Origin of the sequence: Bradyrhizobium xenonodulans (assembly GCF_027594865.1) — a bacterium.
Lineage (GTDB): Bacteria > Pseudomonadota > Alphaproteobacteria > Rhizobiales > Xanthobacteraceae > Bradyrhizobium > Bradyrhizobium xenonodulans.
Genome location: NZ_CP089391.1, coordinates 6143723 through 6165785 on the forward strand (window position 1 = coordinate 6143723; position 22063 = coordinate 6165785).

General features: G+C 64.5%; 21 protein-coding genes. 13 read left to right on the top strand and 8 right to left on the bottom strand.

All coding sequences use genetic code 11. The features are described from left to right. Positions 1 to 5: 5 nt before the first annotated feature. Positions 6 to 416: a hypothetical protein gene (locus I3J27_RS29190; protein WP_270162330.1), complete on the top strand. Its 411-nt coding sequence runs from the start codon at positions 6 to 8 to the stop codon at positions 414 to 416. Positions 417 to 440: 24 nt separating this feature from the next. Here the strand turns inward: I3J27_RS29190 and I3J27_RS29195 are convergent, their stop codons facing one another. Together I3J27_RS29195 and I3J27_RS29200 are read right to left on the bottom strand one after the other, a co-directional pair. Next, positions 441 to 2702 carry a cation:proton antiporter domain-containing protein gene (locus tag I3J27_RS29195; RefSeq protein ID WP_270162331.1) on the bottom strand — a complete coding sequence of 754 codons (2262 nt, stop codon included), beginning with the start codon at positions 2700 to 2702 and terminating at the stop codon, positions 441 to 443. A gap of 366 nt (positions 2703 to 3068) precedes the next feature. Then, positions 3069 to 4241, bottom strand: a complete 1173-nt coding sequence (locus tag I3J27_RS29200; RefSeq protein ID WP_270162332.1) for an MFS transporter — start codon at positions 4239 to 4241, stop codon at positions 3069 to 3071. Between the two features lie 60 nt (positions 4242 to 4301). Between I3J27_RS29200 and I3J27_RS29205 the strand changes: the two genes are divergently transcribed. After that, a complete protein-coding gene (locus I3J27_RS29205; protein ID WP_270162333.1) occupies positions 4302 to 5102 on the top strand; it encodes an AraC family transcriptional regulator in 801 nt (266 codons plus the stop codon). 289 nt (positions 5103 to 5391) lie between these two features. After that, positions 5392 to 6744 (top strand): malonyl-CoA decarboxylase, encoded by a 1353-nt coding sequence (locus I3J27_RS29210; RefSeq protein ID WP_270162334.1) that lies wholly within the window; start codon positions 5392 to 5394, stop codon positions 6742 to 6744. 497 nt (positions 6745 to 7241) lie between these two features. Here the strand turns inward: I3J27_RS29210 and I3J27_RS29215 are convergent, their stop codons facing one another. The 6 genes from I3J27_RS29215 to I3J27_RS29240 all read right to left on the bottom strand — a co-directional run bounded on the left by I3J27_RS29215 (position 7242) and on the right by I3J27_RS29240 (position 11650). Beyond that, positions 7242 to 7529 (bottom strand): GIY-YIG nuclease family protein, encoded by a 288-nt coding sequence (locus tag I3J27_RS29215; protein WP_270162335.1) that lies wholly within the window; start codon positions 7527 to 7529, stop codon positions 7242 to 7244. A 220-nt stretch (positions 7530 to 7749) separates the two neighbouring features. Next, positions 7750 to 8919 (bottom strand): D(-)-tartrate dehydratase, encoded by a 1170-nt coding sequence (gene tarD, locus I3J27_RS29220; RefSeq protein WP_270162336.1) that lies wholly within the window; start codon positions 8917 to 8919, stop codon positions 7750 to 7752. Between the two features lie 155 nt (positions 8920 to 9074). Then, complete coding sequence (locus I3J27_RS29225; protein WP_270162337.1) at positions 9075 to 9332, bottom strand: DUF3297 family protein; 258 nt, start codon at positions 9330 to 9332, stop codon at positions 9075 to 9077. Next, positions 9329 to 9805 carry a glutathione peroxidase gene (locus I3J27_RS29230; protein WP_270162338.1) on the bottom strand — a complete coding sequence of 159 codons (477 nt, stop codon included), beginning with the start codon at positions 9803 to 9805 and terminating at the stop codon, positions 9329 to 9331. The genes I3J27_RS29225 and I3J27_RS29230 overlap by 4 nt, the downstream gene beginning before the upstream one ends. Before the next feature lie 2 nt (positions 9806 to 9807). Then, complete coding sequence (locus I3J27_RS29235; protein ID WP_270162339.1) at positions 9808 to 11208, bottom strand: amidase family protein; 1401 nt, start codon at positions 11206 to 11208, stop codon at positions 9808 to 9810. A gap of 184 nt (positions 11209 to 11392) precedes the next feature. Further along, entirely contained in the window at positions 11393 to 11650 is a 258-nt protein-coding gene (locus I3J27_RS29240) for a DUF6894 family protein (protein ID WP_270162340.1), read from the bottom strand. Between the two features lie 248 nt (positions 11651 to 11898). On the opposite strand from I3J27_RS29240, the gene pqqA reads away from it, so the two are divergent. The 10 genes from pqqA to I3J27_RS29290 all read left to right on the top strand — a co-directional run bounded on the left by pqqA (position 11899) and on the right by I3J27_RS29290 (position 22055). Further along, the gene (pqqA, locus tag I3J27_RS29245; protein ID WP_007595659.1) at positions 11899 to 11979 is read left to right on the top strand and encodes a pyrroloquinoline quinone precursor peptide PqqA; all 81 of its coding nucleotides are present in this window, start codon (positions 11899 to 11901) and stop codon (positions 11977 to 11979) included. 130 nt (positions 11980 to 12109) lie between these two features. Continuing rightward, the gene (gene pqqB, locus I3J27_RS29250) at positions 12110 to 13039 is read left to right on the top strand and encodes a pyrroloquinoline quinone biosynthesis protein PqqB (RefSeq protein ID WP_270162341.1); all 930 of its coding nucleotides are present in this window, start codon (positions 12110 to 12112) and stop codon (positions 13037 to 13039) included. A 20-nt stretch (positions 13040 to 13059) separates the two neighbouring features. Then, complete coding sequence (gene pqqC / locus I3J27_RS29255) at positions 13060 to 13815, top strand: pyrroloquinoline-quinone synthase PqqC (RefSeq protein WP_370691987.1); 756 nt, start codon at positions 13060 to 13062, stop codon at positions 13813 to 13815. A 22-nt stretch (positions 13816 to 13837) separates the two neighbouring features. Continuing rightward, positions 13838 to 14149: a pyrroloquinoline quinone biosynthesis peptide chaperone PqqD gene (pqqD, locus tag I3J27_RS29260; protein ID WP_270162343.1), complete on the top strand. Its 312-nt coding sequence runs from the start codon at positions 13838 to 13840 to the stop codon at positions 14147 to 14149. Further along, positions 14146 to 15345 (top strand): pyrroloquinoline quinone biosynthesis protein PqqE, encoded by a 1200-nt coding sequence (gene pqqE, locus I3J27_RS29265; protein WP_270162344.1) that lies wholly within the window; start codon positions 14146 to 14148, stop codon positions 15343 to 15345. The genes pqqD and pqqE overlap by 4 nt, the downstream gene beginning before the upstream one ends. Beyond that, the gene (pip, locus tag I3J27_RS29270) at positions 15335 to 16321 is read left to right on the top strand and encodes a prolyl aminopeptidase (protein WP_270162345.1); all 987 of its coding nucleotides are present in this window, start codon (positions 15335 to 15337) and stop codon (positions 16319 to 16321) included. Before pqqE ends, pip begins: the two co-directional genes overlap by 11 nt. Before the next feature lie 150 nt (positions 16322 to 16471). Further along, positions 16472 to 17149, top strand: a complete 678-nt coding sequence (locus I3J27_RS29275) for a DUF4286 family protein (protein WP_270162346.1) — start codon at positions 16472 to 16474, stop codon at positions 17147 to 17149. A 237-nt stretch (positions 17150 to 17386) separates the two neighbouring features. Beyond that, positions 17387 to 19186, top strand: coding sequence for an FAD-dependent oxidoreductase (locus I3J27_RS29280; protein WP_270162347.1), 1800 nt, complete (start codon positions 17387 to 17389; stop codon positions 19184 to 19186). Further along, a complete protein-coding gene (locus tag I3J27_RS29285) occupies positions 19156 to 21003 on the top strand; it encodes a 2-oxoacid:acceptor oxidoreductase subunit alpha (protein WP_270162348.1) in 1848 nt (615 codons plus the stop codon). Before I3J27_RS29280 ends, I3J27_RS29285 begins: the two co-directional genes overlap by 31 nt. Beyond that, the gene (locus tag I3J27_RS29290) at positions 21000 to 22055 is read left to right on the top strand and encodes a 2-oxoacid:ferredoxin oxidoreductase subunit beta (protein ID WP_270162349.1); all 1056 of its coding nucleotides are present in this window, start codon (positions 21000 to 21002) and stop codon (positions 22053 to 22055) included. Before I3J27_RS29285 ends, I3J27_RS29290 begins: the two co-directional genes overlap by 4 nt. Positions 22056 to 22063: the final 8 nt, after the last annotated feature.

A 22063-nucleotide genomic window follows, 5' to 3' on the forward strand; every position in this document is an offset into this window, starting at 1 on the left:
GCGATATGTCCGATGCGGCAAAGGTCGGCGACGATCTCGGACGTCTCACGGTCGATCACTATGCCGGCGAATCCCGGCCGGACATGCTCTCGCCGGATCAGGACTATATCGGCTATTATCGGGTCGTGACGCCGCTGCGCGTGCTGTTCGTCAGCGCCGTGCATCGGGCCGAAAGATCGGACGGCCGGATCGAACGCCTCCACATCAACGTCAATGTCCGGGACGGCCGCGGCGAGTTCAAATATCTCGGGCGGCGATCGGACCATTTCAACGAGGCCGAAAAGCGCGCCATCGCGGAGCGCCTCGAGACCGAGTTCAAGCGCGACCGCAAACTGTTGTTTGCTCTGCATGTCCCCGGCGCACGGCGCGACGACGAGATCGACGTTGCCTCGTCTTATGAGGTCAAGCGCGCATAGCCCGTTTCTCCAACGCGTCGCGCGCTAGGCATTCTCCGCCGGAGCCTGCCGTGCCTCGCCGCTCGACACCAGCAGCACCGAGACCTTGGACTGCCTGAGCACCGCGTCGGCAACGCCGCCGAAGGAGAGATGATTGGCCTCGATCCGGTCGACGCCCATCACCACGAGATCGACGTCGGTGGTGTCGATCTCGCGCAGGATCGCGGCCTCCGGCGCCCGGTTTACGCGCAGGGTCGTGGTGATGTCGACGTCGTAGCGGGCGGCGAGATCGCTGGCGTCCTTCAGGATGCCGGCCTCCTGGCCCAGGCCGCGAGAGGCGCCGCGCTGCGCGCCCTTGTCCCGGGTCGTCGCGACATAGATCACCCGCAGCGAGCCTGAGCCGGCCTGCGTCAGCGCGACCGCGACCTCGGCGCCGCGCTTGGAGACGCCGCTGCCGGAGACCGGAACGAGGATGTTGAGCCCTTCCGGCACGGGCTGCTTCAAGTGCTTACCCTTGGCCGCCACGATCGCGAGAGGCCCCTCGAATTTGGCCGCGATGTCCTCGATCTTGCGGTCGAAGCGATCCTTGGCGGCGGTGACCTTGTCGACGCCGACGACGAGGAGGTCGAAGCCCTTGCGCGCCTCGTCGGCAATGGTTTCGCCGAGCTCCGCCCGCCTAGCACGGGTAACGACATCGACGCTGCCGGCATCGCCACTGGCGGAGACGGTTTCGGCGGCCTTCTTTACCACGGCCTCGTGGCTTTCCTGCTCGTCGCGGCCCTGCTCCTGCTCCCCGGCGCGCTTGCCGATATGGAGCACGGTGATCGGCAGGCCACGCATGCCGGCGATCAGGCCGGCGATATGGGCGGCGAAGGTGGCGTTGACGCTCTCGTCTACCGCCAGCAGAGGGCGTTCGAGATTGGCGATGAAGCCGCGCTTCTCGAATTCCTCCCGCTCCAGGCGCGCCTTCTCCTCCGCGTTCATCGGCAGCCTGGCCAGCGCCGCGCGCAGCATCGGCGGCATCGCCATCGTGGTCACGATCGCCATGGTGACGATCATCGTGAACAGGTTCTGGCTGAGCACGCCGATGGACAGGCCAATGGTCGCGATGATGACCTCGGTCGAGCCGCGCGCGTTCATCCCGCTCGCGAGCGCCAGTGACTCTCGATAGTTCAGCCCGCCCAGCGTGCCGCCGACAAAGGCGCCGCCGAACTTGCCCACACTGGCGATCACGACCAGCAGGCCGGTCAGCATCAGCAGATCGGGATCGCGCAGCACCGAGAGATCGGCACTGAGGCCCGCGAGGCCGAAGAACACCGGCATGAAGAAGCTCGAGATCAATCCGCGCAGGCGCTCGTCGATCTGCCGCGTCAGGATCGGGGATTCCCCGACCAGAATGCCGGCGACGAAGGCCCCGAGCACGGTGTGGACACCGATCAGGTGCGTGATCAGCGCCATCATGGACATCAGCAGCAGGATGACGGTAATGACTGCCGCCGCGCTGACGAGATTGTCGTTGGCCCAGCGGATGAGCCGAAACACCAGCCGGCGGCCGATGGTGAAACTGATGGCGAGGAAGGCGAGCGTGCCGAGCACGGCCCTCGCCACCGAGGCGATGTCCAGCGTGCCATGCGAGGCGAGGCTGAAGATGACGGCGATGATGATCCAGCCGATGGTATCGTCGATGACCGCGGTCGCGACGATGATCTGACCGACATTGCGGCGCATGAAATTCATCTCGCGCACGACCACGGCGACGATCTTCACCGAGGAGATCGACAGCGCCGTGCCCATGAACAGCGAGGCCACGAGGCGCGCTTGCGGATTCGGCAGCAGCGCATCGGGCAGAAACTCACCGAGCGCGAAACCGCAGGCGAAGGGCACGAGGATGCCGGCGATCGAGATCGCGATCGCGGCCTTGCCGACCTTCCTGACCAGCTTGAGGTCGGTCTCCATGCCGGTGAGCAAGAGCAGCAGCAGGATGCCGAACTGGGCGATGCCGTCGATCATCGCCTTCTGCTCGGGTGTCTTGGGGAAGATCGCGGCTTGCGCCTCCGGCCAGATCCAGCCGAACAGCGACGGCCCCAGTAAAATGCCGGCGAGCAGCTCGCCGATCACCGAGGGCTGGCCGATGCGCTGCATGATCTCGCCGAGGCCGCGGCCGACCGCGATCAGCAGCACGATCTGCGCCACCAGCAGGAATTCGGACGGGCCGGCCGATTTGCCGCCCTCGGCACTGGCCGCAATGGTGGTGAGGACGAGCGCCGCGGGGACAAGGCCGACCGGTCGGAGCAGGCGCCATGGCATGCAGGTGGTTTTCCCCCTTCATCCGCCCCGGTGTCGGGGCCACAGCGGATAGAACCCGCGGGAGGTGGAGCGGGTTCCCACCTCACCCGGCGGGTCGAAAAACGAAAAGTGCGAAAACAACCCCATGCACAGTAGCGATGGTGTTGAAAAGGCTCGAGAAAATTTCGGCCTACCCGAATCGGCTTGCGCCGTCGGGCAAATCACTGGCAGAATGGCATGATCGGCGGGGTGCGTGACGGTGGAGTTGCGCGAGCTGCCGCCACGCTCTCCGTCATTGCGAGCGCCGCGAAGCAATCCAGAGTCCCCCCGCGGAAGGATTCTGGATTGCTTCGTCGCTGGGCTCCTCGCAATGACGGTGGAGAGAGGTTAGGCCGCCTGCGGCGTCCGGATCTCGCGCGGGAGGATGATCGCGGCGGCGATCGCGAGCAGGCAGAGGGCGGCGAAGGCATGCAGCATCGTCACGAAGCCGCCCTGCTCGTAGAGCCAGGCGACCAGGCCGACGGAGGCGCCGGCCGCGGTGAAGCCGATGAAATAGCGCACCGCATAGGCGCGCGAGCGCCATTCCTCGCTGGTGTATTTGCCGACCATGGCGTCGTTGACCGTGACCTGCCCGAACGCGCCCATGACGATGCCGATCGAGACCAGGATCAGCGGCAGATTGGACAGGCTCGCGGCGAGATAGAGGAAGGGCGCCAGCATGAAGGACAGCGGCAGCGCCACCGCCTTCAGCGAGTAGCGGTCGAGCAGCCGGCCGATCGTGTATTGCGTCATCGCGCCGAACACGTAGACGCAGGCCGCGATCACGCCTAACAGCGCCGGGCTCTTGGTCAGGTCCGCAAGCCGCTCCGCGAACAGTTTTGGCAGCGCGACGGTGACCGCGTTGAACGTGGTCGAGATCGCGATCACGACGATCAGCAGCGACAGGATCACGCGCCACATGTCCTGTTTTGCGACCCGCGCCTGCGCGGCCGCCTGCCTGGAGCCCTTGCGGTCTTCGTGCACGACCATCATCGCGAACGCGATGCCGATCAGGATGGTGACGATGCCGGGGACGATGAAGGCAAAGCGCCAGCCGAGATATTGCCCGATCACGCCCGTCACCAGCGCGGAGGAGGCAACGCCGAGATTGCCCCAGACGCCGTTGATGCCCATCTCGCGGCCGAGCCTGTCGGCATAGGACACGATCATCGCGGTGCCGACTGGATGGTAGATCGAGGCGAAGATGCCGATGGCGAACAGCGCCGCGCCGAGCTGCGCCGGGGTCTGGACGAAGCCGACCGAGATCATGGACAGGCCGATGCCGACGAAGAAGATCAGCATCATGTGGCGGCGGCTCCAGCGGTCGCCGAGCCAGCCCGTCAGCAGTGAGCCGGCACCGAATGCCACGAAGCCAGGTGTCGCGTAAGGCAAGAGTTCCGAATAGGCCATGCCGAGCGCCGGCCCCATGATGATCACGGCGGCGGCGAAGATCAGCATCGCATAATGGTCGATGAAATGGCCTGCGTTGACGAAACTGATCACCCGGCTGGGATTGTTCATTCCGAATCCTCTCCTGCTCCGAAATGAGTTATATGTCCTGGCCATGACGGGATGCTGCCAATGACTGTCTTGGAAACGCCAATCCTTCGGGAGGTCCGGAGCAACCATTTCTCGCCCGCAGGCGTGCATCTGGTCGCGCGCGACTATCCCAAGGGGATGCGGATCGATCCGCACCTGCACCGCGAGGCGCAGCTGATCTATGCGGCCAAGGGCACCATGCAGGTGACGACGCCCGAGGGGCGCTGGCTGGTGCCGCCGGACCGTGCGGTCTGGGTGCCGGCCGGGCTCGAGCACGCCCTCGATTTGCTCGCCGACATCGAGATGCGCACGCTGTATTTCGACCTCGCCTGGCTGAAGCGCGAGAAGCGCTATGAGGGGCTGACCAGGGAATTCGTGGTGCGGGTGTCGCCCCTGCTGAACCAGGCGATCCTCGCTTTGTTCGACGCGCGCAACACCGAGGAACGGACCGGGCTCTTGGTGCGCCTGGTGATGCTGGAATTGCACCAGGCGGAGGATTCCGCGACCTTCGTGCCGCTGCCGCACGAGCCGCGCTGCCGCCGCGCCGCGATGATCGTGCTCGACGATCCCACCGGCCTGCACGACATCGACACGCTGGCGCGCGAGGTCGGAACCTCCGCGCGTACCTTGTCGCGGTTGTTCTCCACGGAGACGCAGCTCAGCTTCAAGAGCTGGTGCCAGCGCGCGCGGATTGCAGCCGCGATCCAGCGGTTGTCGACCGATGCGAGCGTGTCGGTGAAGCAGCTCGCGACCCAGCTCGGCTATGCCAGCGTGCCGGCGTTCTCGGCGGCCTTCCGCCAGGTGACCGGGCGGACGCCGACGGAGTTTGCGAGGAAAGCTTAGCCACCCACTCGGTGTCATTGCCCGCGAAAGCGGGCAATCCAGTATTCCACCAGCGCCGGTGATTGAACCGATGGGCTGCGGCGTACTGGATGCCCCGCCTTCGCGGGGCATGACAGCGCGTTTGAGATGAACGCGACCCAGTGCATCCCCGCCCACACCGGGCATGACGGCATTCTCCAAAACGCACGGCCCAACTAAAGATGCCGCATTCCCCTGCTTGATTGTGATCGGTTTCCGCCTAAATCCCGTGTAAGCTTCCCGCACCGCACAAACCGGACTGAAAGCACAGATGGCCAATGCCTTCTTCTCCGACCTGCTCGCCACCATCTCCGAGCGCGGCCGCACGCTGCTGCGCCGCGGGGATTCCGCCGATACCAAGCAGGATGCCGATGGGCTGCTCGAACTCTGCGGCGCGCTGCTGTCGGGCCGTGGCGAAGCATCCGGCACCGCCCTGGCGCGTGAGGTGCTCGACATCTACGGGGAGCTGGATGCGGCGGGCCGCCGCGCCTTCTTCGAGGGCCTCGTGCGCGATTTCGGTCCGGACCGGGAGCGCCTGTCCAAGGCGATCGAGAAATGGCGCGCCAAGCCGAGCGACGAGGACGCAAGCTCGCTGCATTTCGCCTCCGAGCCGCGCCGGCAGGAACTGATCCGCCGCCTCAACCGCGCGCCGGGTGGTACCGGCGATCTCGTCGCCATGCGTGCCGACCTGCTCGGCATGATGAACGGACACACCGATCTCGCCGCGCTCGATCGCGACGTCTCGCATCTTCTCTCGTCGTGGTTCAACAGGGGGTTTCTCGTGCTGCGCCGGATTGACTGGTCGACCCCGGCCAACATCCTCGAAAAGATCATCCGTTACGAAGCCGTGCACGAGATCAGCGACTGGGACGATCTGCGCCGCCGCATCGATCCGGTCGACCGGCGCTGCTACGCCTTCTTCCATCCCGCGATGGTGGACGAGCCGCTGATCTTCGTCGAGGTGGCGCTGACCGAGACGATCCCCGGCGCGATCGCGCCGCTGCTCGCGGTCGATCGCCAGCATCTGCCGATCGAACGAGCGCGCACCGCCGTGTTCTATTCGATCTCCAACACCCAGCGCGGTCTCGGCGGCATCTCCTTCGGCAGTTTCCTGATCAAGCAGGTGGTCGAGGAGCTCAGGCGCGAGACGCCGAAGCTCGACACCTTCGTGACGCTGTCGCCGGTGCCCGGCTTCATGCCATGGGTGAAGCAGGACAAGGATTTGCCGCTGTCGGACGAGGACCGCGAGGTGCTGAAGCGCCTCGACGATCCCAAATGGTTCGAGAACCCCGAGACGACGACGCTGCTCCGCGCCTTGATCGAGCCGCTCGCAGCGCACTATTTCCTCAAGGCGCGCACGCCGAAGGGCAAGCTGATCGATTCCGTCGCCCGCTTCCATCTCGGCAACGGCGCGCGGCTCGAACGCATCAACTGGCTGGGAGACCTCTCGCCGAAGGGCGTGCGCGAATCCGCCGGCGTGATGGTCAACTACCTCTACCGCCTCGACGACATCGAGAAGAACCACGAAGCCTACGCCAATGACGGCGAGGTCGTGGCCTCGAGCGCGGTGAAGAAGCTGCTCAAGGGCGAAGGGCGAAGGCTCTTGGACATGCGGCTGTCGTAAGGGCGACGCTCGCTCCACACCGTCATTGCGAGGAGCCCTTGCGACGAAGCAATCCAGACTGCCGCCGCGGAAAGAGTCTGGATTGCTTCGCTCCGCTCGCAATGACGGAGTGTGTGGCGACGCCTCGGACTCATCTGACCTGCCGCCCGCTGCGGGACCAGACGCCTACGAGTGGCTCCACTCCCTCCACCGTCATTGCGAGGAGCCCTTGCGACGAAGCAATCCAGACTGCCGCCGCGGAAAGAGTCTGGATTGCTTCGCTCCGCTCGCAATGACGGAGTGTGTGGCGACGCCTTAGGCAATTCCAGCGACCCGCCCCCGCAGCAGACAAGACGTCCGTCGAAAGCACCGCCCTCTCCACCGTCATTGCGAGGAGCCCTTGCGACGAAGCAATCCAGGCTGCTTCCGCGGAAAGAGTCTGGATTGCTTCGCTCCGCTCGCAATGACGGAGTGTGTGGCGACACTCTCGCAACCGACTGACAGCGCTCTGCAAGTGCTCAGATCAGCGTCTCGTACAGATCGGTCCAGTCCGGATTGACGCTTTCGATCAGCGCCAGCTTATTCGCCCGGCTGCCGCCCTTGATCTGCTTCTCGCGCGTAATCGCGTCGGTCATTGTCGCGTGCAGCTCGTACCAGACGAGGAGCTTGCAGCCGTACTTGGACGAGAAGCCCTTCGCGAGACCCTCGCGGTGCTCGAACGCGCGGCGCGGCGGGTTCGAGGTGACACCGACGTAGATCGTGCCATTGCGGCGATTTGCGAACATGTAAACGCAAGGCTGTTTCATGATCGTGCTCGGCTGAGAGTGCGTTCACGATACCACAACCGGGAGATGATCGCGAGCAGCATCTGCAATTGGCTAAGAAACGCAGCCGTCGCCACACCGTCATTGCGAGGAGCGCTTGCGACGAAGCAATCCAGGCTGCTGCCGCGGAAAGAGTCTGGATTGCTTCGCTGCGTTCGCAATGACGGAGCGTGTGGCGCGGCCGTCGCGCCTCAGCGCCCCCCTACTCCGCCAGCGCCTTCATCTCCTCGTAGAGATCGGACTTGCCTTCGAAGCCGATGCCCGGAAGCTCCGGCATGGTGATGTGGCCGTTCTCGACGCGCACGCCATCCGGGAAGCCGCCGTAGGGCTGGAACAGGTCGGGGTAGCTCTCGTTGCCGCCAAGGCCGAGGCCGGCCGCGATGTTCAGCGACATCTGGTGTCCGCCGTGGGGGATGCAGCGGCTGGGTGACCAGCCGTGGGTCTTCAGCACCTCCAGCGTGCGCTGGTATTCGCACAGGCCGTAGGACAGCGCGCAGTCGAACTGCAGCCAGTCGCGATCGGGGCGCATGCCGCCGTAGCGGATCAGATTGCGGGCGTCCTGGTGGCTGAACAGATTCTCGCCTGTGGCCATCGGGCCGGGATAGAATTCGGCGAGCGCGGCCTGCAGCGCGTAGTCGAGGGGATCGCCGACCTCCTCGTACCAGAACAGCGGATAATCACGCAGCATTTTTGCGTAGGCGATGCCGGTCTCCAGGTTGAAGCGGCCGTTGGCGTCAACGGCGAGCTGCGCGTCCTTGCCGATCTCCTTCAGCACCGCCTCGATGCGGGTGCGGTCCTCCTCGATCGGTGCGCCGCCGATCTTCATCTTCACGACGTTGTAGCCGCGGTCGAGATAGCCGCGCATCTCGGCCCGCAGCATCGAGAGATCCTTGCCGGGATAGTAATAGCCGCCGGCGGCGTAGACGAAGACGCGCGGATTGGCGGTGAGGCCATGCCGCTCGGCAAGCAGCCGAAACAGCGGCTTGCCCGCGATCTTCGCCACGGCGTCCCACACTGCCATGTCGATGGTGCCGACGGCGACCGAGCGCTCGCCGTGGCCGCCCGGTTTCTCATTGGTCATCATCGCGGCCCAGACCTTGTCGGGGTCGAGATTGTCGCCCGCTGCATCAAGCAGCGACTTCGGATCGGCTTCCGTGATGCGCGCGGCGAAGCGCTCGCGGATCAGCCCGCCCTGCCCGTAGCGGCCGTTGGAGTTGAAGCCGTAGCCGACGACACGCTTGCCGTTGCGGACGACGTCGGTGACGACGGCGACAAGGCTCGTCGTCATTTTGGTGAAGTCGATATAGGCGTTGCGGATCGGCGATGAGATCGGCTTGGTGATCTCGCGGACGTCGACGATGCGGACGGACATGGGGGCCTCGGTGGCTATTGTCGTCATTGCGAGGAGCTCTTGCGACGAAGCAATCCAGACAGCCTCTGCGGAAAGATTCTGGATTGCTTCGCTTCGCTCGCAATGACGAGGAGAGAGTGTGCTCCTCGCAATGACGAGGAGAGCGCGCGCCGTGCTTACGTCTTATCCCGGAAATACGGCTCCACCGGCCCGTGCACCTTGATGGTCAGCGGGTTGCCGTGGCGGTCCTTGGCGTTGCCGGCGGTGACGCGGACCCAGCCTTCGCTGATGCAGTACTCCTCGACATTGGTCTTCTCGACGCCCTTGAAGCGGATGCCGACGTCGCGCGACAGGATGTCCGCGTTGTAATAGGGGCTGTTCGGATCGACCGAGAGGCGGTCAGGAAATTCGTCGCTCATGATTGTCTCGCTCATAACAGGGTCTCGATTTGATTCCGCAGTCCTTCGGGCCGCGCGGTCGGCGCGTAGCGCGCGATCACCTTGCCGGCACGGTCCACCAGGAATTTGGTGAAATTCCATTTGATGGAAGCCCCTAACAGGCCGGATTGCTGGCGTTTCAGGTACTCGTACAGAGGGTGTGCGTTGCTTCCGTTGACGTCGATCTTCTCGAACAGGGGGAAGGTGACGTCGTAATTGGTCGAACAGAACGCCTGGATCTCAGCCGCCGGCCCCGGCTCCTGCGCGCCGAACTGGTTGCAGGGAAAGCCGAGCACGGAGAAGCCGCGCGGCGACAGATCGCGGTGCAGATCCTCGAGGCCCCGATATTGCGGCGTGAAGCCGCATTTGCTCGCGGTGTTGACGATCAGCAGCACCTGCCCTTCGAAGCGGCGCATCGGCACTTCGTCGCCGGCGAGCGAGTTGGCCTTGAAGTCGTAGATCACGGACATCGCTAACCCACGGGATCGATCGGCGACGGCGGCACGCCGCCCGCCTCGATCGCTTCGCCTGCGAGCAGACACAAATCCTCGCGATAACGGCCGGAGACGATGTGCACGCCGACGGGCGCCTTGCCGACCAGACCGGTGGAGACCACGAGGCCCGGCAATCCCATGAAGGGGGTGGCGATCTGCGGCAGCTGCGCCTCCCAGACGCGCTTGAAGGAGGCGTCGTCCTTGCGGTCGAGATGATCGGGGAATGGCAATTCGCCGGAGACCGGCGTCAGCAGCACCGCGTATGTCTCGAAGAACAGCATCCAGTCGCGGGTCAGCGTGGCCCGACGCGTCAGCGCCTTGGCGTAATTGGCCTGGTCCATTGGCGTGACCCTACTGCGATTGCCGCGCAGGCACGCCAGCGCGCCGGGATCGCCCTCACGCTCGGCCATCTCCAGCTGCGCCTCGTAGCCGTCACCGAGCCAGAGTTTTATTTGCCACTCGACCGCCTCGCGCATCGGCGGCGTATCTTCGATGATTTCGACGGTCCAGCCGGCGCGCTCCAGCCGCTTGCCGGCATCGGTCACCGCGGCCTTCACCTCCGGCGTGGTGGCAAGACCGTTCGGGTTGAGGCAGAGCGCGGCGCGCTTGGGCCTTGGGGGTCCGTCCAGCGGCGCCGGCACAAACCAGGGGTCGCGAATGTCGCGGGCCGACATCGCGGCGAGCGAAATCCTGATGTCGTTGACGGTCCGCGCCAGCGGGCCCGACACCGCCATGATCTGCGGCCCGATCGGGCGTTCCGGCAGCGCCGGATTGAAGGCAGGGATGCGGCCGAGGGTCGGACGCAGGCCGTGCACGCCGCAGGCATAGGCGGGGTAGCGGATCGAGCCGGCGATGTCGGTGCCGTGGGCGATGTGGCCGATGCCGGCCGCGACCGCCGAGCCGGCGCCGCCGGAGGAGCCGCCCGGCGTCAGCGCGGCGTCGCGGGGGTTCTTGGTGTCGCCGTGGACCAGATTGGTGGTGAACCAGCGATAGGAGAAGGCCGGGCAATTGGTGCGCCCAAGGAGAATGGCGCCGGCTTTGCGGAAATTGGCGACCACCGGATTGTCCTCGCGCGCGATCAAATCACGCTGGAGTTTCAGGCCGTTGGTGGTGGCAAAGCCCTCCTGGTCGACATTGGCCTTGATGGTGACGGGCACGCCGGCGAGCAAGCCGGGGTCCTCGCCCTTCGCGATGGCGGCATCGACCGCGTCAGCCTGCTTGAGCACGTCCTCGGGCCGGTGGTCGATCACGGCGTTGAGCGCGGGATTGACCGCGTCGAGGCGGGCGAGACCGGCCTTGGCCGCCTCCCTGGCGGAGACCTTTTTGGATTTGACGAGGGCGGCGAGGTCGGCGGCCGACAGGCGCCAGAGGTCTTGCATGGCTTGCTCCGTATGACCGGCGTCTTTTAGCGCCGGGAACGCGGCAAAGCCATGCGGATTTCGCAGGGGTACTGCCGTCATAGCGAGCGAAGCGAAGCAATCCAGAGTCCCTCCAAGGAGACAGTCTGGATTGCTTCGTCGCAAGGACTCCTCGCAATGACGGGGGAGAGAGCGGTGGGCTCTCTTAATGCCGCGTCGCGGACTGGTCCGGGATGTCCAGCAAGGCCTCGGTAAAGGGGAATTCCAGCACGATCTCCCCGTCATCGTCGGTGACCTCGATCACCGCCTCCATCAGGGCCGGCTGGGCGCCTTCCGACTTCACCACCTCCAGGATCATCTGGCGGGCGACCTCCCAGGCGCGATCGGGGTTCCGCAGGTCCTCGCCTTCGGGATCCACGATCAGTTCGTCGCCGATACGGGTGTTGAAGAAATATCTGGGCATCACCGAATTCCAGTTGGCCCGCCTGTACCGGATTGAAAGCTGCACTGCACTCACAACTGCTTTATCAGGACAGGGTTCGCGACCGAATGCGCCAGGCGCAAGGCCGTATCACCAGAAAGTACTGTTCCCCTCGTAAGTTTCGCAGCGCAACATGTCCATGCTCGGGAAAATTTCACTGGCGAACTTTTGCGCCGGCAGTAATTTAACCCCCGGGCGGATACGTCCGAATTCGCGAAATGGAGAGCCAAATGGCCTGGAAAGCCCCCAAGATCGTCGAAGTGCCCTGCGGCATGGAAATCAACATGTATGTGAGCGCCACCCGCAAGTAAGCGGTTGGCGAGTATGCGTTCTGCGCCGGTGGATCTTTCGGTCACGATACGTTTCCGGAAGACATGTTCTTTGTCGGCATCCGTGTTGGCCTGAGATCCACCTCGCGACGTTGCCTCCAGGAGACGTATCATGCTTCGCGTCGTCGTCCTGGGCGCCGGGGCTGGCGGCGGAGTCCCGCAATGGAATTGCGGGTGTGAGGGTTGCCGGGCGGCCCGTGCTGGCGGACATGAGCTTCATCGAACCCAGGCCTCGGTCGCCTTCAGTGGCGACGGCGAGCACTGGTTCCTGATCAACGCCTCGCCCGATCTTCGCCAGCAATTGAATGCGACGCCGCAGCTGCATCCGAAGGAAGGCAGCCTGCGCCATACGCCTGTTGCAGGCGTGATCCTGACCAACAGCGAAGTCGACGCGGTGGCGGGCCTGCTCTCGATGCGCGAAGGCTCGCCCTTCACGGTCTATGCGCATGAGAAGGTGCTGGCGATCCTGGCGAGCAACAGCATCTTCAACGTGCTGAACGAAAAAAACGTCAAGCGCCAGCCGATCGGGATCGGCGAGCCGTTCGAGCCGCGATTGCCCGATGGCGCGCGCTCGGGGCTGGAGGTGCTGCCCTTCGCGGTGCCGGGCAAATCGGCCTGGTATCTGGAAGGCAAGGCGCATCCCGGCGGCGAGAGCGGCGACGGCGATACGCTGGGCCTGAAGATCACGGACAAGGCCACCGGCAAGTGCTTCTACTTCATCGCCGCCTGCGCCGAAATCACCGATGCGCTCAAGGCCGAGATCGATGGTGCTGCACTGGTGTTCTTCGACGGCACGGTCTGGCAGGACGACGAGATGATCAGGGCCGGGCTCGGCCACAAGACCGGCAAGAGCATGGGACATGTCGCAATGTCCGGCGGCGACGGCGCGATCGCCCGGCTGGCCGATCTCACACTCGACAGGAAGATGTTTCTGCATATCAATAACTCGAATCCGGCGCTGCTGCCTGATACGCCCGAGCGCAAGGCCACGGAGGCGGCGGGCTGGCAGATACCGGCGGATGGAACGGAGATCGTGCTGTGAATGCCGCGTCACTGACTGGAATGACTGCGCTCTCGATCGGCAAGGACATCAAGCTCACCAGCGCCGAGGAGCTGGAAGCGACGCTGCGCCATATCGGCGCGACGCGCTATCACAGCCTGCATCCGTTCCATAAGCTGCTGCACGGCGGCAAGCTCAACAAGGGCCAGGTGCAGGCCTGGGCGCTGAACCGCTACTATTACCAGAGCACGATCCCGATCAAGGACGCGGTGGTGATCTCGCGCTTCCGCGACCGCGCCACGCGCGTCGAATGGCGCCATCGCATCGAGGACCATGACGGCGATGTCGGCAGCGAGGGCGGCATCGAGCGCTGGCTCAAGCTGACCGAAGGCCTCGGCCTCGACACGGCTTACGTGGAATCGACCGAAGGCATTCTGCCGGCGACGCGCTTCGCGGTGGAGGCTTACGTCCATTATTGCCGCGAGAAGAGCCCGCTGGAGGCGATCGCATCGTCGCTGACCGAGTTGTTCGCGCCGAACCTGCACGAGGAGCGCATCTCCGGCATGCTGGCGCATTACGACTTCGTCAATCCTGACATCATGAGCTACTTCAAGCGCCGCCTGACCCAGGCGCCGCGCGATGCCGGCTTCGCGCTCGACTACGTCAAGGCGCATGCCACGACGCCGGAGCAGCGCGCGCAGGTGTGCAACGCGCTGATCTTCAAGACCAACGTGCTGTGGGTGCAGCTCGATGCGCTCCAGCATGCCTATGTCGAGGGCCACATTCCGCCGGGCGCGTTCGTGCCCAAAGAGCACTAAAAAGGCGAGCTGAGGAACAACAATGGCCGGGCCGCGGAACATCAGCGTCAGCGAGGCAAGCCGCCCGGTGCTGCCGCGGCATGCCAAGCTGAAATACGACGAGACGCGGAAGGTCTGGGTGATCCTGGCGCCGGAACGGGTGCTGGCGCCCGACGAGATCGCAGTCGAGGTCTTGCAGCTCTGCAACGGCGAGCGCAGTGTCGGCGACGTGTCCGACCAACTTGCGGCGAAATATGCCGCGCCGCGCGAGGCGATCCTGGCCGACGTCATCGTCATGTTGCAGGATCTCGCCGACAAGGGCTTCCTCACGGAGGCCCGGGAGAAGACGTCATGAGCGATGTGCTCGGCAATCCTACCATCCCACCCGACGCCAGCGACAGCCTCGCGGTGCTGGAGAAGCAACGCTCGACGGCGGAGACGTTCGGCATTCCGCTCGCGGTGCTGCTGGAGATCACCCATCGCTGCCCGCTGCAATGCCCCTATTGCTCCAACCCGGTCGAGCTCGACCGCTCCGGCAAGGAGCTGACCACGGATGAGTGGAAGAAGGTGCTGAGCGAGCTCGCCGAGATCGGCGTGCTGCAGGTCCATTTCTCCGGCGGCGAGCCGACGGCGCGCAAGGACCTCGTCGAGCTGGTCAAGCATGCCAGCGACGTGGGACTCTACACCAACCTCATCACCTCCGCCGTGCTGCTGACGCGCGAGCGGCTGAGCGATCTGGCCGATGCCGGGCTCTGCCACGTGCAGATCAGTTTCCAGGGCATCGAGGAAGGCCTCGCCGACCGCGTTGCCGGCTACAAAGGCGGGCATCGCAAGAAGCTCGAAGTGGCGAAATGGACGCGCGAGCTCGATCTGCCGCTCACCGTGAACGCGGTGATGCATCGCCAGAACCTGCACCAGCTCCCCGACATCATCCAGATGTCCGTCGACCTGGATGCAGACCGGCTCGAAGTCGCCAATGTGCAATATTACGGCTGGGCGCTGAAGAACCGCGCCGCGCTGATGCCGACGGTGGCGCAGCTCGACGAATGCACCCGCTTGGTCGAGGCCGCGCGCGAGCGGCTGAAGGGCACGCTTGCAATCGACTATGTCGTTCCCGACTATTACGCGCTGCGGCCGAAGAAGTGCATGGGCGGCTGGGGCCGGCAGTTCTTCAACATCTCCCCTGCCGGCAAGGTGCTGCCCTGCCATGCCGCCGAGAGCATCACCGGGCTCGATTTCGAATCCGTGCGCTCCAACCATTCGATCGCCTGGATCTGGCAGAACTCCGATGCCTTCAACCGCTATCGCGGCACCGGCTGGATGAAGGAGCCGTGCAAATCTTGCGAATTCCGCGAGATCGATTTCGGCGGCTGCCGCTGCCAGGCCTTCGCGCTGACGGGCGATGCCGCCAACACCGATCCGGCCTGCGCGCTGTCGCCGCTGCACGAGACCATCTTCAAGCAGGCCGAACGCGAGGCCGAGGGCGAGACCAACCGCTTCCTCTACCGCAACTTCGCCGGCGGCACTCTGGAATCCGAGAATGGTGCCTGACGCCGACGCAGGCACAGCCGCCAAACGTGCCGATCCCTTTGCACCGCTGACCTCCGACACGCTCGATGTCGGCGACGGCCATGAGCTCTATGTCGAGAGCGTCGGCCGCGCGGACGGTATCCCAGCGATCTATCTGCATGGCGGCCCCGGCTCCGGCTGCCAACCCGATCACCGCCGGCTGTTCGATCCTGACCGTTTTCAGGCCGTGCTGTTCGACCAGCGCGGCTGCGGCCGCAGCCGTCCCAAGGGATCGCGCGAGCACAACACGACGGCGCATCTCATCGCCGACATGGAGAAGATCCGCGAAAAATTCGGCATCGCGCGCTGGATGGTGGTCGGCGGCTCCTGGGGCGCGACGCTGGCGCTGGCCTATGCACAGGCGCACCCCGAGCGGGTGTCCGGCATTGCGCTGCGTGCGACCTTTCTGGGCACGCGCGCCGAGGTCGAGACGGCCTTCACCTCGCGCCTGTCGCAATTCTATCCCGCGCTCCATGAGGACTTCCTGAGCGTGCTGCCGCCAGAGGAGCGCGCCCATCCGGTGGACGCCTATTGGCGCCGCATCCTCGATGCCGATCCGGCCGTGCACGGGCCCGCCGCGCGCGCATGGCACGACACCGAGCGCGCCTTGTCGGAGCACAAGGCGGCCAAGGCCCGGCTGGACCTGACCTCTCTGAACGTCTGGCGCACGCTGCCGGCGACGCCGTTCATGGAGGCGCATTATTTCGTCAACAATTCCTTCATGAGCGTAGACCAGTTGTTGCGAAACGCGGACCGGCTGTCCGGCATTCCTGGCATCATCGTCCAGGGCCGCTACGATTTGTTGTGCCCTCCTGAGACATCGCAGCGGCTCGCGAAAGTTTGGCCCGGTTCCGAGGTCAGGATCGTGGAAGAAGCCGGACATTCGCTCTATGATGCCGGCGTGAGGGACGCGGTCATGAAGTCGATCGCGGATCTTGCCTCTAAAATCCCGCGCTAGAGATCTAAACCCTCATCCAGCGCCCTCAGCGCGCGTCTTGAAGGATGAAGGCCGAGATGCAGCAGCGGGGACCTTCATGGTTCACCCGGCGATGCGTAGCATCGTCCGGATGCTTTCACCATGAGGGGTGGACTGGGAAGGACAAGAACAATGCCGCTCGCCGGGCAAGGCATGCTGCTGACGTCGATGAATATCGACGCGGCCGACGAGGCCGAATTCAACCGCTGGTACGATCGCGAGCATCTGGAAGAGCGTGTCGCGATCGAAGGCTTCCTGGAAGCGCGGCGCTATGTCGCGCACGCCGCCAATCCCAAATATCTCTCGCTGTACTCGACCGCGACGTTAGAGGTGCTCGACAGTCCGGCCTACCGGGCGCGGCTCGCCAACCAGACCGAATGGTCGCGGCGAAGCATGGCGCATTTCAAGGACATGCTCCGCGTGGTCGCGCGCATCACCATCAGCCAGGGCACCGGCCGCGGCGCTGCGCTCGGTCTGGTGCGGCTACGCCCCACAGCCGACAATGCCGGTGCGTGGCGTGATGCACTGCAAGAAAAGTTGGCTCCGGCGGATCGCGAAGGCATCATCTCGATGCATCTGCTCGAGAGCGAGCCCGAATTGTCCGGCGCAACAGCCGACATTCCGGCCGTGCGCAACGAGGGCGCGCGCGACTGGTTCGTGCTGATCGACGGCACGCGTGTCGGCGCGGTCTCGGCCGTCATGGCCGAACGCTTCACCGGACCTGCAGCGGCGCCCTTCCCGCTGCCTGTCTCCGTCGGCACTTATGCGCTGATGTGGGACCTCGCGAAGAGCGACATCGCGCGGAGCTGAAACGCTATCCGCATCGCAACATATTGCACCGCACGCATCACCGCGCGTGGCGTTAATGCGGTGCGCGCGCAGCTCCCATGAAAGCGGGGAAGCGCGGAAATTTGCCGTTGTACTTCGGAGCGGTTCTAATAAGCTAACCTAATGACGTCATTCAGAAACCAGATCGACGCGCGTTAAGCGTTCGCCAAGCTCAAGAAAAGGCCGCGGGGTCTTTGGGCCTGCGCGGACAGGGTAGGAATGAAACCGACCGATATCGCGGCCCCCGACTACTTTCACAAAGTGGTCGATTGCCAATGGGCCTGTCCTGCACACACCCCGGTTCCCGAATACATCCGACTGATCGCACAAGGCCGCTACAGCGACGCCTACATGATCAATTGGAAATCGAACGTGTTTCCCGGAATCCTGGGGCGCACCTGCGATCGTCCCTGCGAGCCGGCGTGCCGGCGCGGACGCGTCGAGGAAACGCCGGTCGCGATCTGCCGCCTCAAGCGCGTCGCCGCGGACTTCAAGGACGACATCAAGCAGCGCCTGCCGCGGCCCTCGCCGAAGAACGGCAAGCGCGTTGCGTTCGTCGGCGGCGGCCCGGCTTCGCTGACGGTGGCACGCGATCTCGCGCCGCTCGGCTATCACTGCACCGTGTTCGACGCCGATCCGGAAGCCGGCGGCATGATGCGCACGCAGATCCCGAAATTCCGCCTGCCCAATTCGGTCATCGACGAGGAGACCGGCTACATCCTGGGTCTCGGCGTCGACTTCAAGGGCGGTCATCGCGTCGAGAGCATGAAGGCGCTGCTCGCGGAGAAATACGACGCGATCTTCGTCGGCTCCGGCGCGCCGCGCGGCCGCGAGCTCGACATTCCCGGCCGCAAGGAAGCCGCCGCCAACATCCATATCGGCATCGAATGGCTGGCCAACGTGTCGTTCGGCCACACCGACAGAATAGGCAAGCGCGTCATCGTGCTCGGCGGCGGCAACACCGCGATGGATTGCTGCCGCACCGCGCGCCGGCTCGGCGGCGAGAAAGTCACGGTGGTCGTCCGCTCCGGCTTCGAGGAGATGAAAGCCTCGCCCTGGGAGAAGGAAGACGCGATCCACGAGGATATTCCGATCCTCAACTACATGGTGCCGGTTGAATTCAAACATGTTGCCGGCAAGCTCATCGGCGTGACCTTCCAGCACGTCAAAGCCGAATTCGACGCCAAAGGCCGCCGCAATCTGGTGCCTTCGGGCGACCCCGATCAGACCATTCCCTGCGACGACGTGCTGGTCGCGGTCGGCCAGGAGAATGCCTTCCCCTGGATCGAGCAGGACTGCGGCATCGAGTTCGACAAATGGCACATGCCCAAGGTCGACCCCAAGACCTTCGCCTCGACCAATCCAAAGGTGTTCTTCGGCGGCGACGCCGCGTTCGGGCCGAAGAACATCATCTGGGCAGTCGCGCACGGCCACGACGCCGCGCTATCGATCCACAAGATGCTGTCGGGCGAGGACATCACCGAGCGCCCCCTGCCGGAGGTGCAAATCTCCTCGCAGAAGATGGGCATCCACGAATGGAGCTATGACAACGACATTTCCAACGACAAGCGCTTCAAGGTTCCGCATCGCGACAAGGTGATCGCGCTGAAGGACATCCGCGCCGAGGTCGAGCTGGGCTACGACGTCAAGCTGGCGCTGGGCGAAGCCGAGCGCTGCCTGAACTGCGACGTCCAGACGGTGTTCTCGACCTCGCTCTGCATCGAGTGCGATGCCTGCGCCGACATCTGCCCGATGGACTGCATCACCTTCACGGGCAACGGCGACGAAGACCATCTGCGCCAGCGCCTGAAAGCGCCCTCGCCGCATCCGGACCAGGACCTCTACGTTTCGTCCGATCTCAAGACCGGACGCGTGATGGTCAAGGACGAGGACGTCTGCCTGCATTGCGGGCTGTGCGCCGAGCGCTGCCCCACCGGCGCCTGGGACATGCAGAAATATTTCATCGAGATGACTTACGCAGGTTCGACATGTCCGACAAAAAGCCGATCAGCAGCGTAAACGACTTCGTCGTCCGCTTTGCCAACGTCAACGGCTCGGGTTCGGCTAGCGCCAACGAGATGTTCGCACGTGCGATCCTGCGCCATGGCGTGCCGGTGAGCCCGCGCAATATCTTCCCCTCCAACATCCAGGGCCTGCCGACCTGGTACGAGGTGCGGGTGACGGAAGACGGCCATCTCGGCGCCCGCGGCGGCGTCGACATGATGGTGGCGATGAACCCGCAGACCTGGGACAAGGACGTCGCCGGCATCGAGCCCGGCGGCTATCTGTTCTACGATTCCACCAAGCCGATGCCGTCGACCAAATTCCGCGACGACATCACCGTGATCGGCGTGCCCTTAACCGCCATCACCAACTCGACCTACACCGACCCGCGCCAGCGCCAGCTGTTCAAGAACATCATCTATCTCGGCGCGCTCAGTGCGCTGCTCGAGATGGACCCGAAGCTGATCGAGCAACTGATCGGCGAGCAGTACAAGGGCAAGGAGAAGCTGCTCTCTTCCAACGTCCATGCGCTGCATCTTGGCCGCGACTGGGCGCTGCAAAATCTGAAATGCCCGATCGGGCTGCGGGTAAAGAAGTCCGACAAGGTCGGCGACCGCATCTTCATCGAGGGCAACAGCGCCGCCGCGCTCGGCGCGGTCTATGGCGGCGCGACTGTGTGCGCATGGTACCCGATCACGCCGTCCTCGTCGGTGGCGGAGGCGTTCACCGCTCACTGCAAGAAGTACCGGCACGATCCTGAGACCGGCAAGGCGAAATACGCCATCGTGCAGGGCGAGGACGAGCTGGCCTCGATCGGCATCGTGATCGGCGCGTCCTGGAACGGCGCCCGCGCCTTCACTGCGACATCAGGCCCCGGCATCTCCTTGATGACCGAGTTCATCGGCCTGTCATACTTCGCCGAGATCCCGGCCGTGATCATGAACATCCAGCGCGCCGGTCCATCGACGGGCATGCCGACCCGCACCCAGCAATGCGACATCATCGCCTGCGCCTACGCCTCGCATGGCGACACCAAGCATGTGCTGCTGTTCCCGGAAGATCCGGCCGAGGCCTTCGAATTCGCGGCCGCCGCCTTCGATCTCGCCGAGCGGCTTCAGACCACGATCTTCCTGATGCTCGACCTCGACATCGGCATGAACCACCGGCTCTGCCGTCCGCTGAAATGGGACGACGCCAAACAGTATGACCGCGGCAAGGTGATGACCGAGGAGATGCTGGAGGAAGGCCGCGACTTCGGCCGCTATCTCGACGTCGACGGCGACGGCATTCCCTACCGCACCTATCCCGGCACGCATCCGACCAAGGGCTCATATTTCACCCGCGGCACGTCGCGTGATCGCTATGCGCGCTACTCGGAGGAAGGCTCGGTCTATGCCGACAACATGCAGCGCCTGGTGCGCAAGTTCGAGACCGCGCAGGACCTCGTGCCGCGACCGCTGCAGGCCAACGCGGAACGGCCGACCAAATATGGCGTGATCTATTTCGGCTCGACTTCGCCCGCGATGGACGAGGCGATCAGCATGTTGGAAGCGCGCGGGCATCAGCTCGACCGCCTGCGCATCCGCGCCTTCCCGTTCCACTCCAGCGTCGCGAGCTTCCTCGCCGAGCACGATTTCGTCTACGTGGTCGAGCAGAACCGCGATGCCCAGCTCCGCCAGCTCATCGTCAACGAGAACGGCATCGATCCGGTGCGCCTCGTGCCGATCGTCCACTATGACGGCTCGCCCATCACCGCCCGCTTCATCGCGAAAGCCATTGGCGACCACCAGGATCACCTCAAGGTGACGCCGCTCCGCAAGGCCGTATCATGACCTACATCGCAAAACCGAAATTCCATCATCCGGGCCTCAAGAAGAACGATCTCGGCTACACGCATCGCGACTACGAGGGCAAGATCTCGACGCTGTGCGCCGGCTGCGGCCATGACTCGATCACGGCCTCGATCATCGAGGCCTGCTACGAGCTCTCGATCGAACCGCACCGGGTGGCGAAGATCTCCGGCATCGGCTGCTCCTCGAAGACGCCGGACTATTTCCTCGGCAATTCGCACGGCTTCAACTCGGTGCACGGCCGCATGCCCAGCGTCTTGACCGGCGCCAACCTCGCCAACCGCGATCTGATCTATCTCGGCGTCTCCGGCGACGGCGACAGCGCCTCGATCGGTTTCGGCCAGTTCGCGCATTCGATCCGGCGCGGCGTCAACATGACCTATATCGTCGAGAACAACGGCGTCTACGGCCTGACCAAGGGCCAGTTCTCGGCGACCGCCGACCGCGGCTCGAAATCCAAGAAGGGCGTGACCAATACCGACAACGCCATCGACCTCGTCGCCATCGCGCTACAGCTGGGGGCCACCTTCGTCGCGCGCAGCTTCTCCGGCGACAAGACCCAGCTGGTGCCGCTGATTGCCGCCGCGATCCGCCACAAGGGCGCGTCCTTCATCGACGTCATCAGCCCCTGCATCGCCTTCAATAACCACGCCGGCTCGACCAAGAGCTTCGACTATGTCCGCGAGCACAATGACGCGGTGAACCGGCTCGACGTGCTGGTCGGCCGCGACCCGATCGCGGTCGATTACGCACCGGGCACCGTGCAAATGGTCGAGCAGCACGACGGCAGCAAGATCGCGCTGCGCAAGATCGACGCCGATTACGATCCGCATGACCGGTTAGGGGCGCAAACCTTCCTCGCGCGGCACGCCGCCAAGGGCCAGATCGTTACCGGCCTCCTCTATGTCGACCCCGATGCGGAAGACCTGCACGAGCACCTCGACACGGTCGAAACGCCGCTCAATACGCTGGAAGCGGACACGCTGTGCCCGGGCTCGGCCGTGCTGGACAAGATCAACGCCAGCCTGCGCTGAACAGTCTT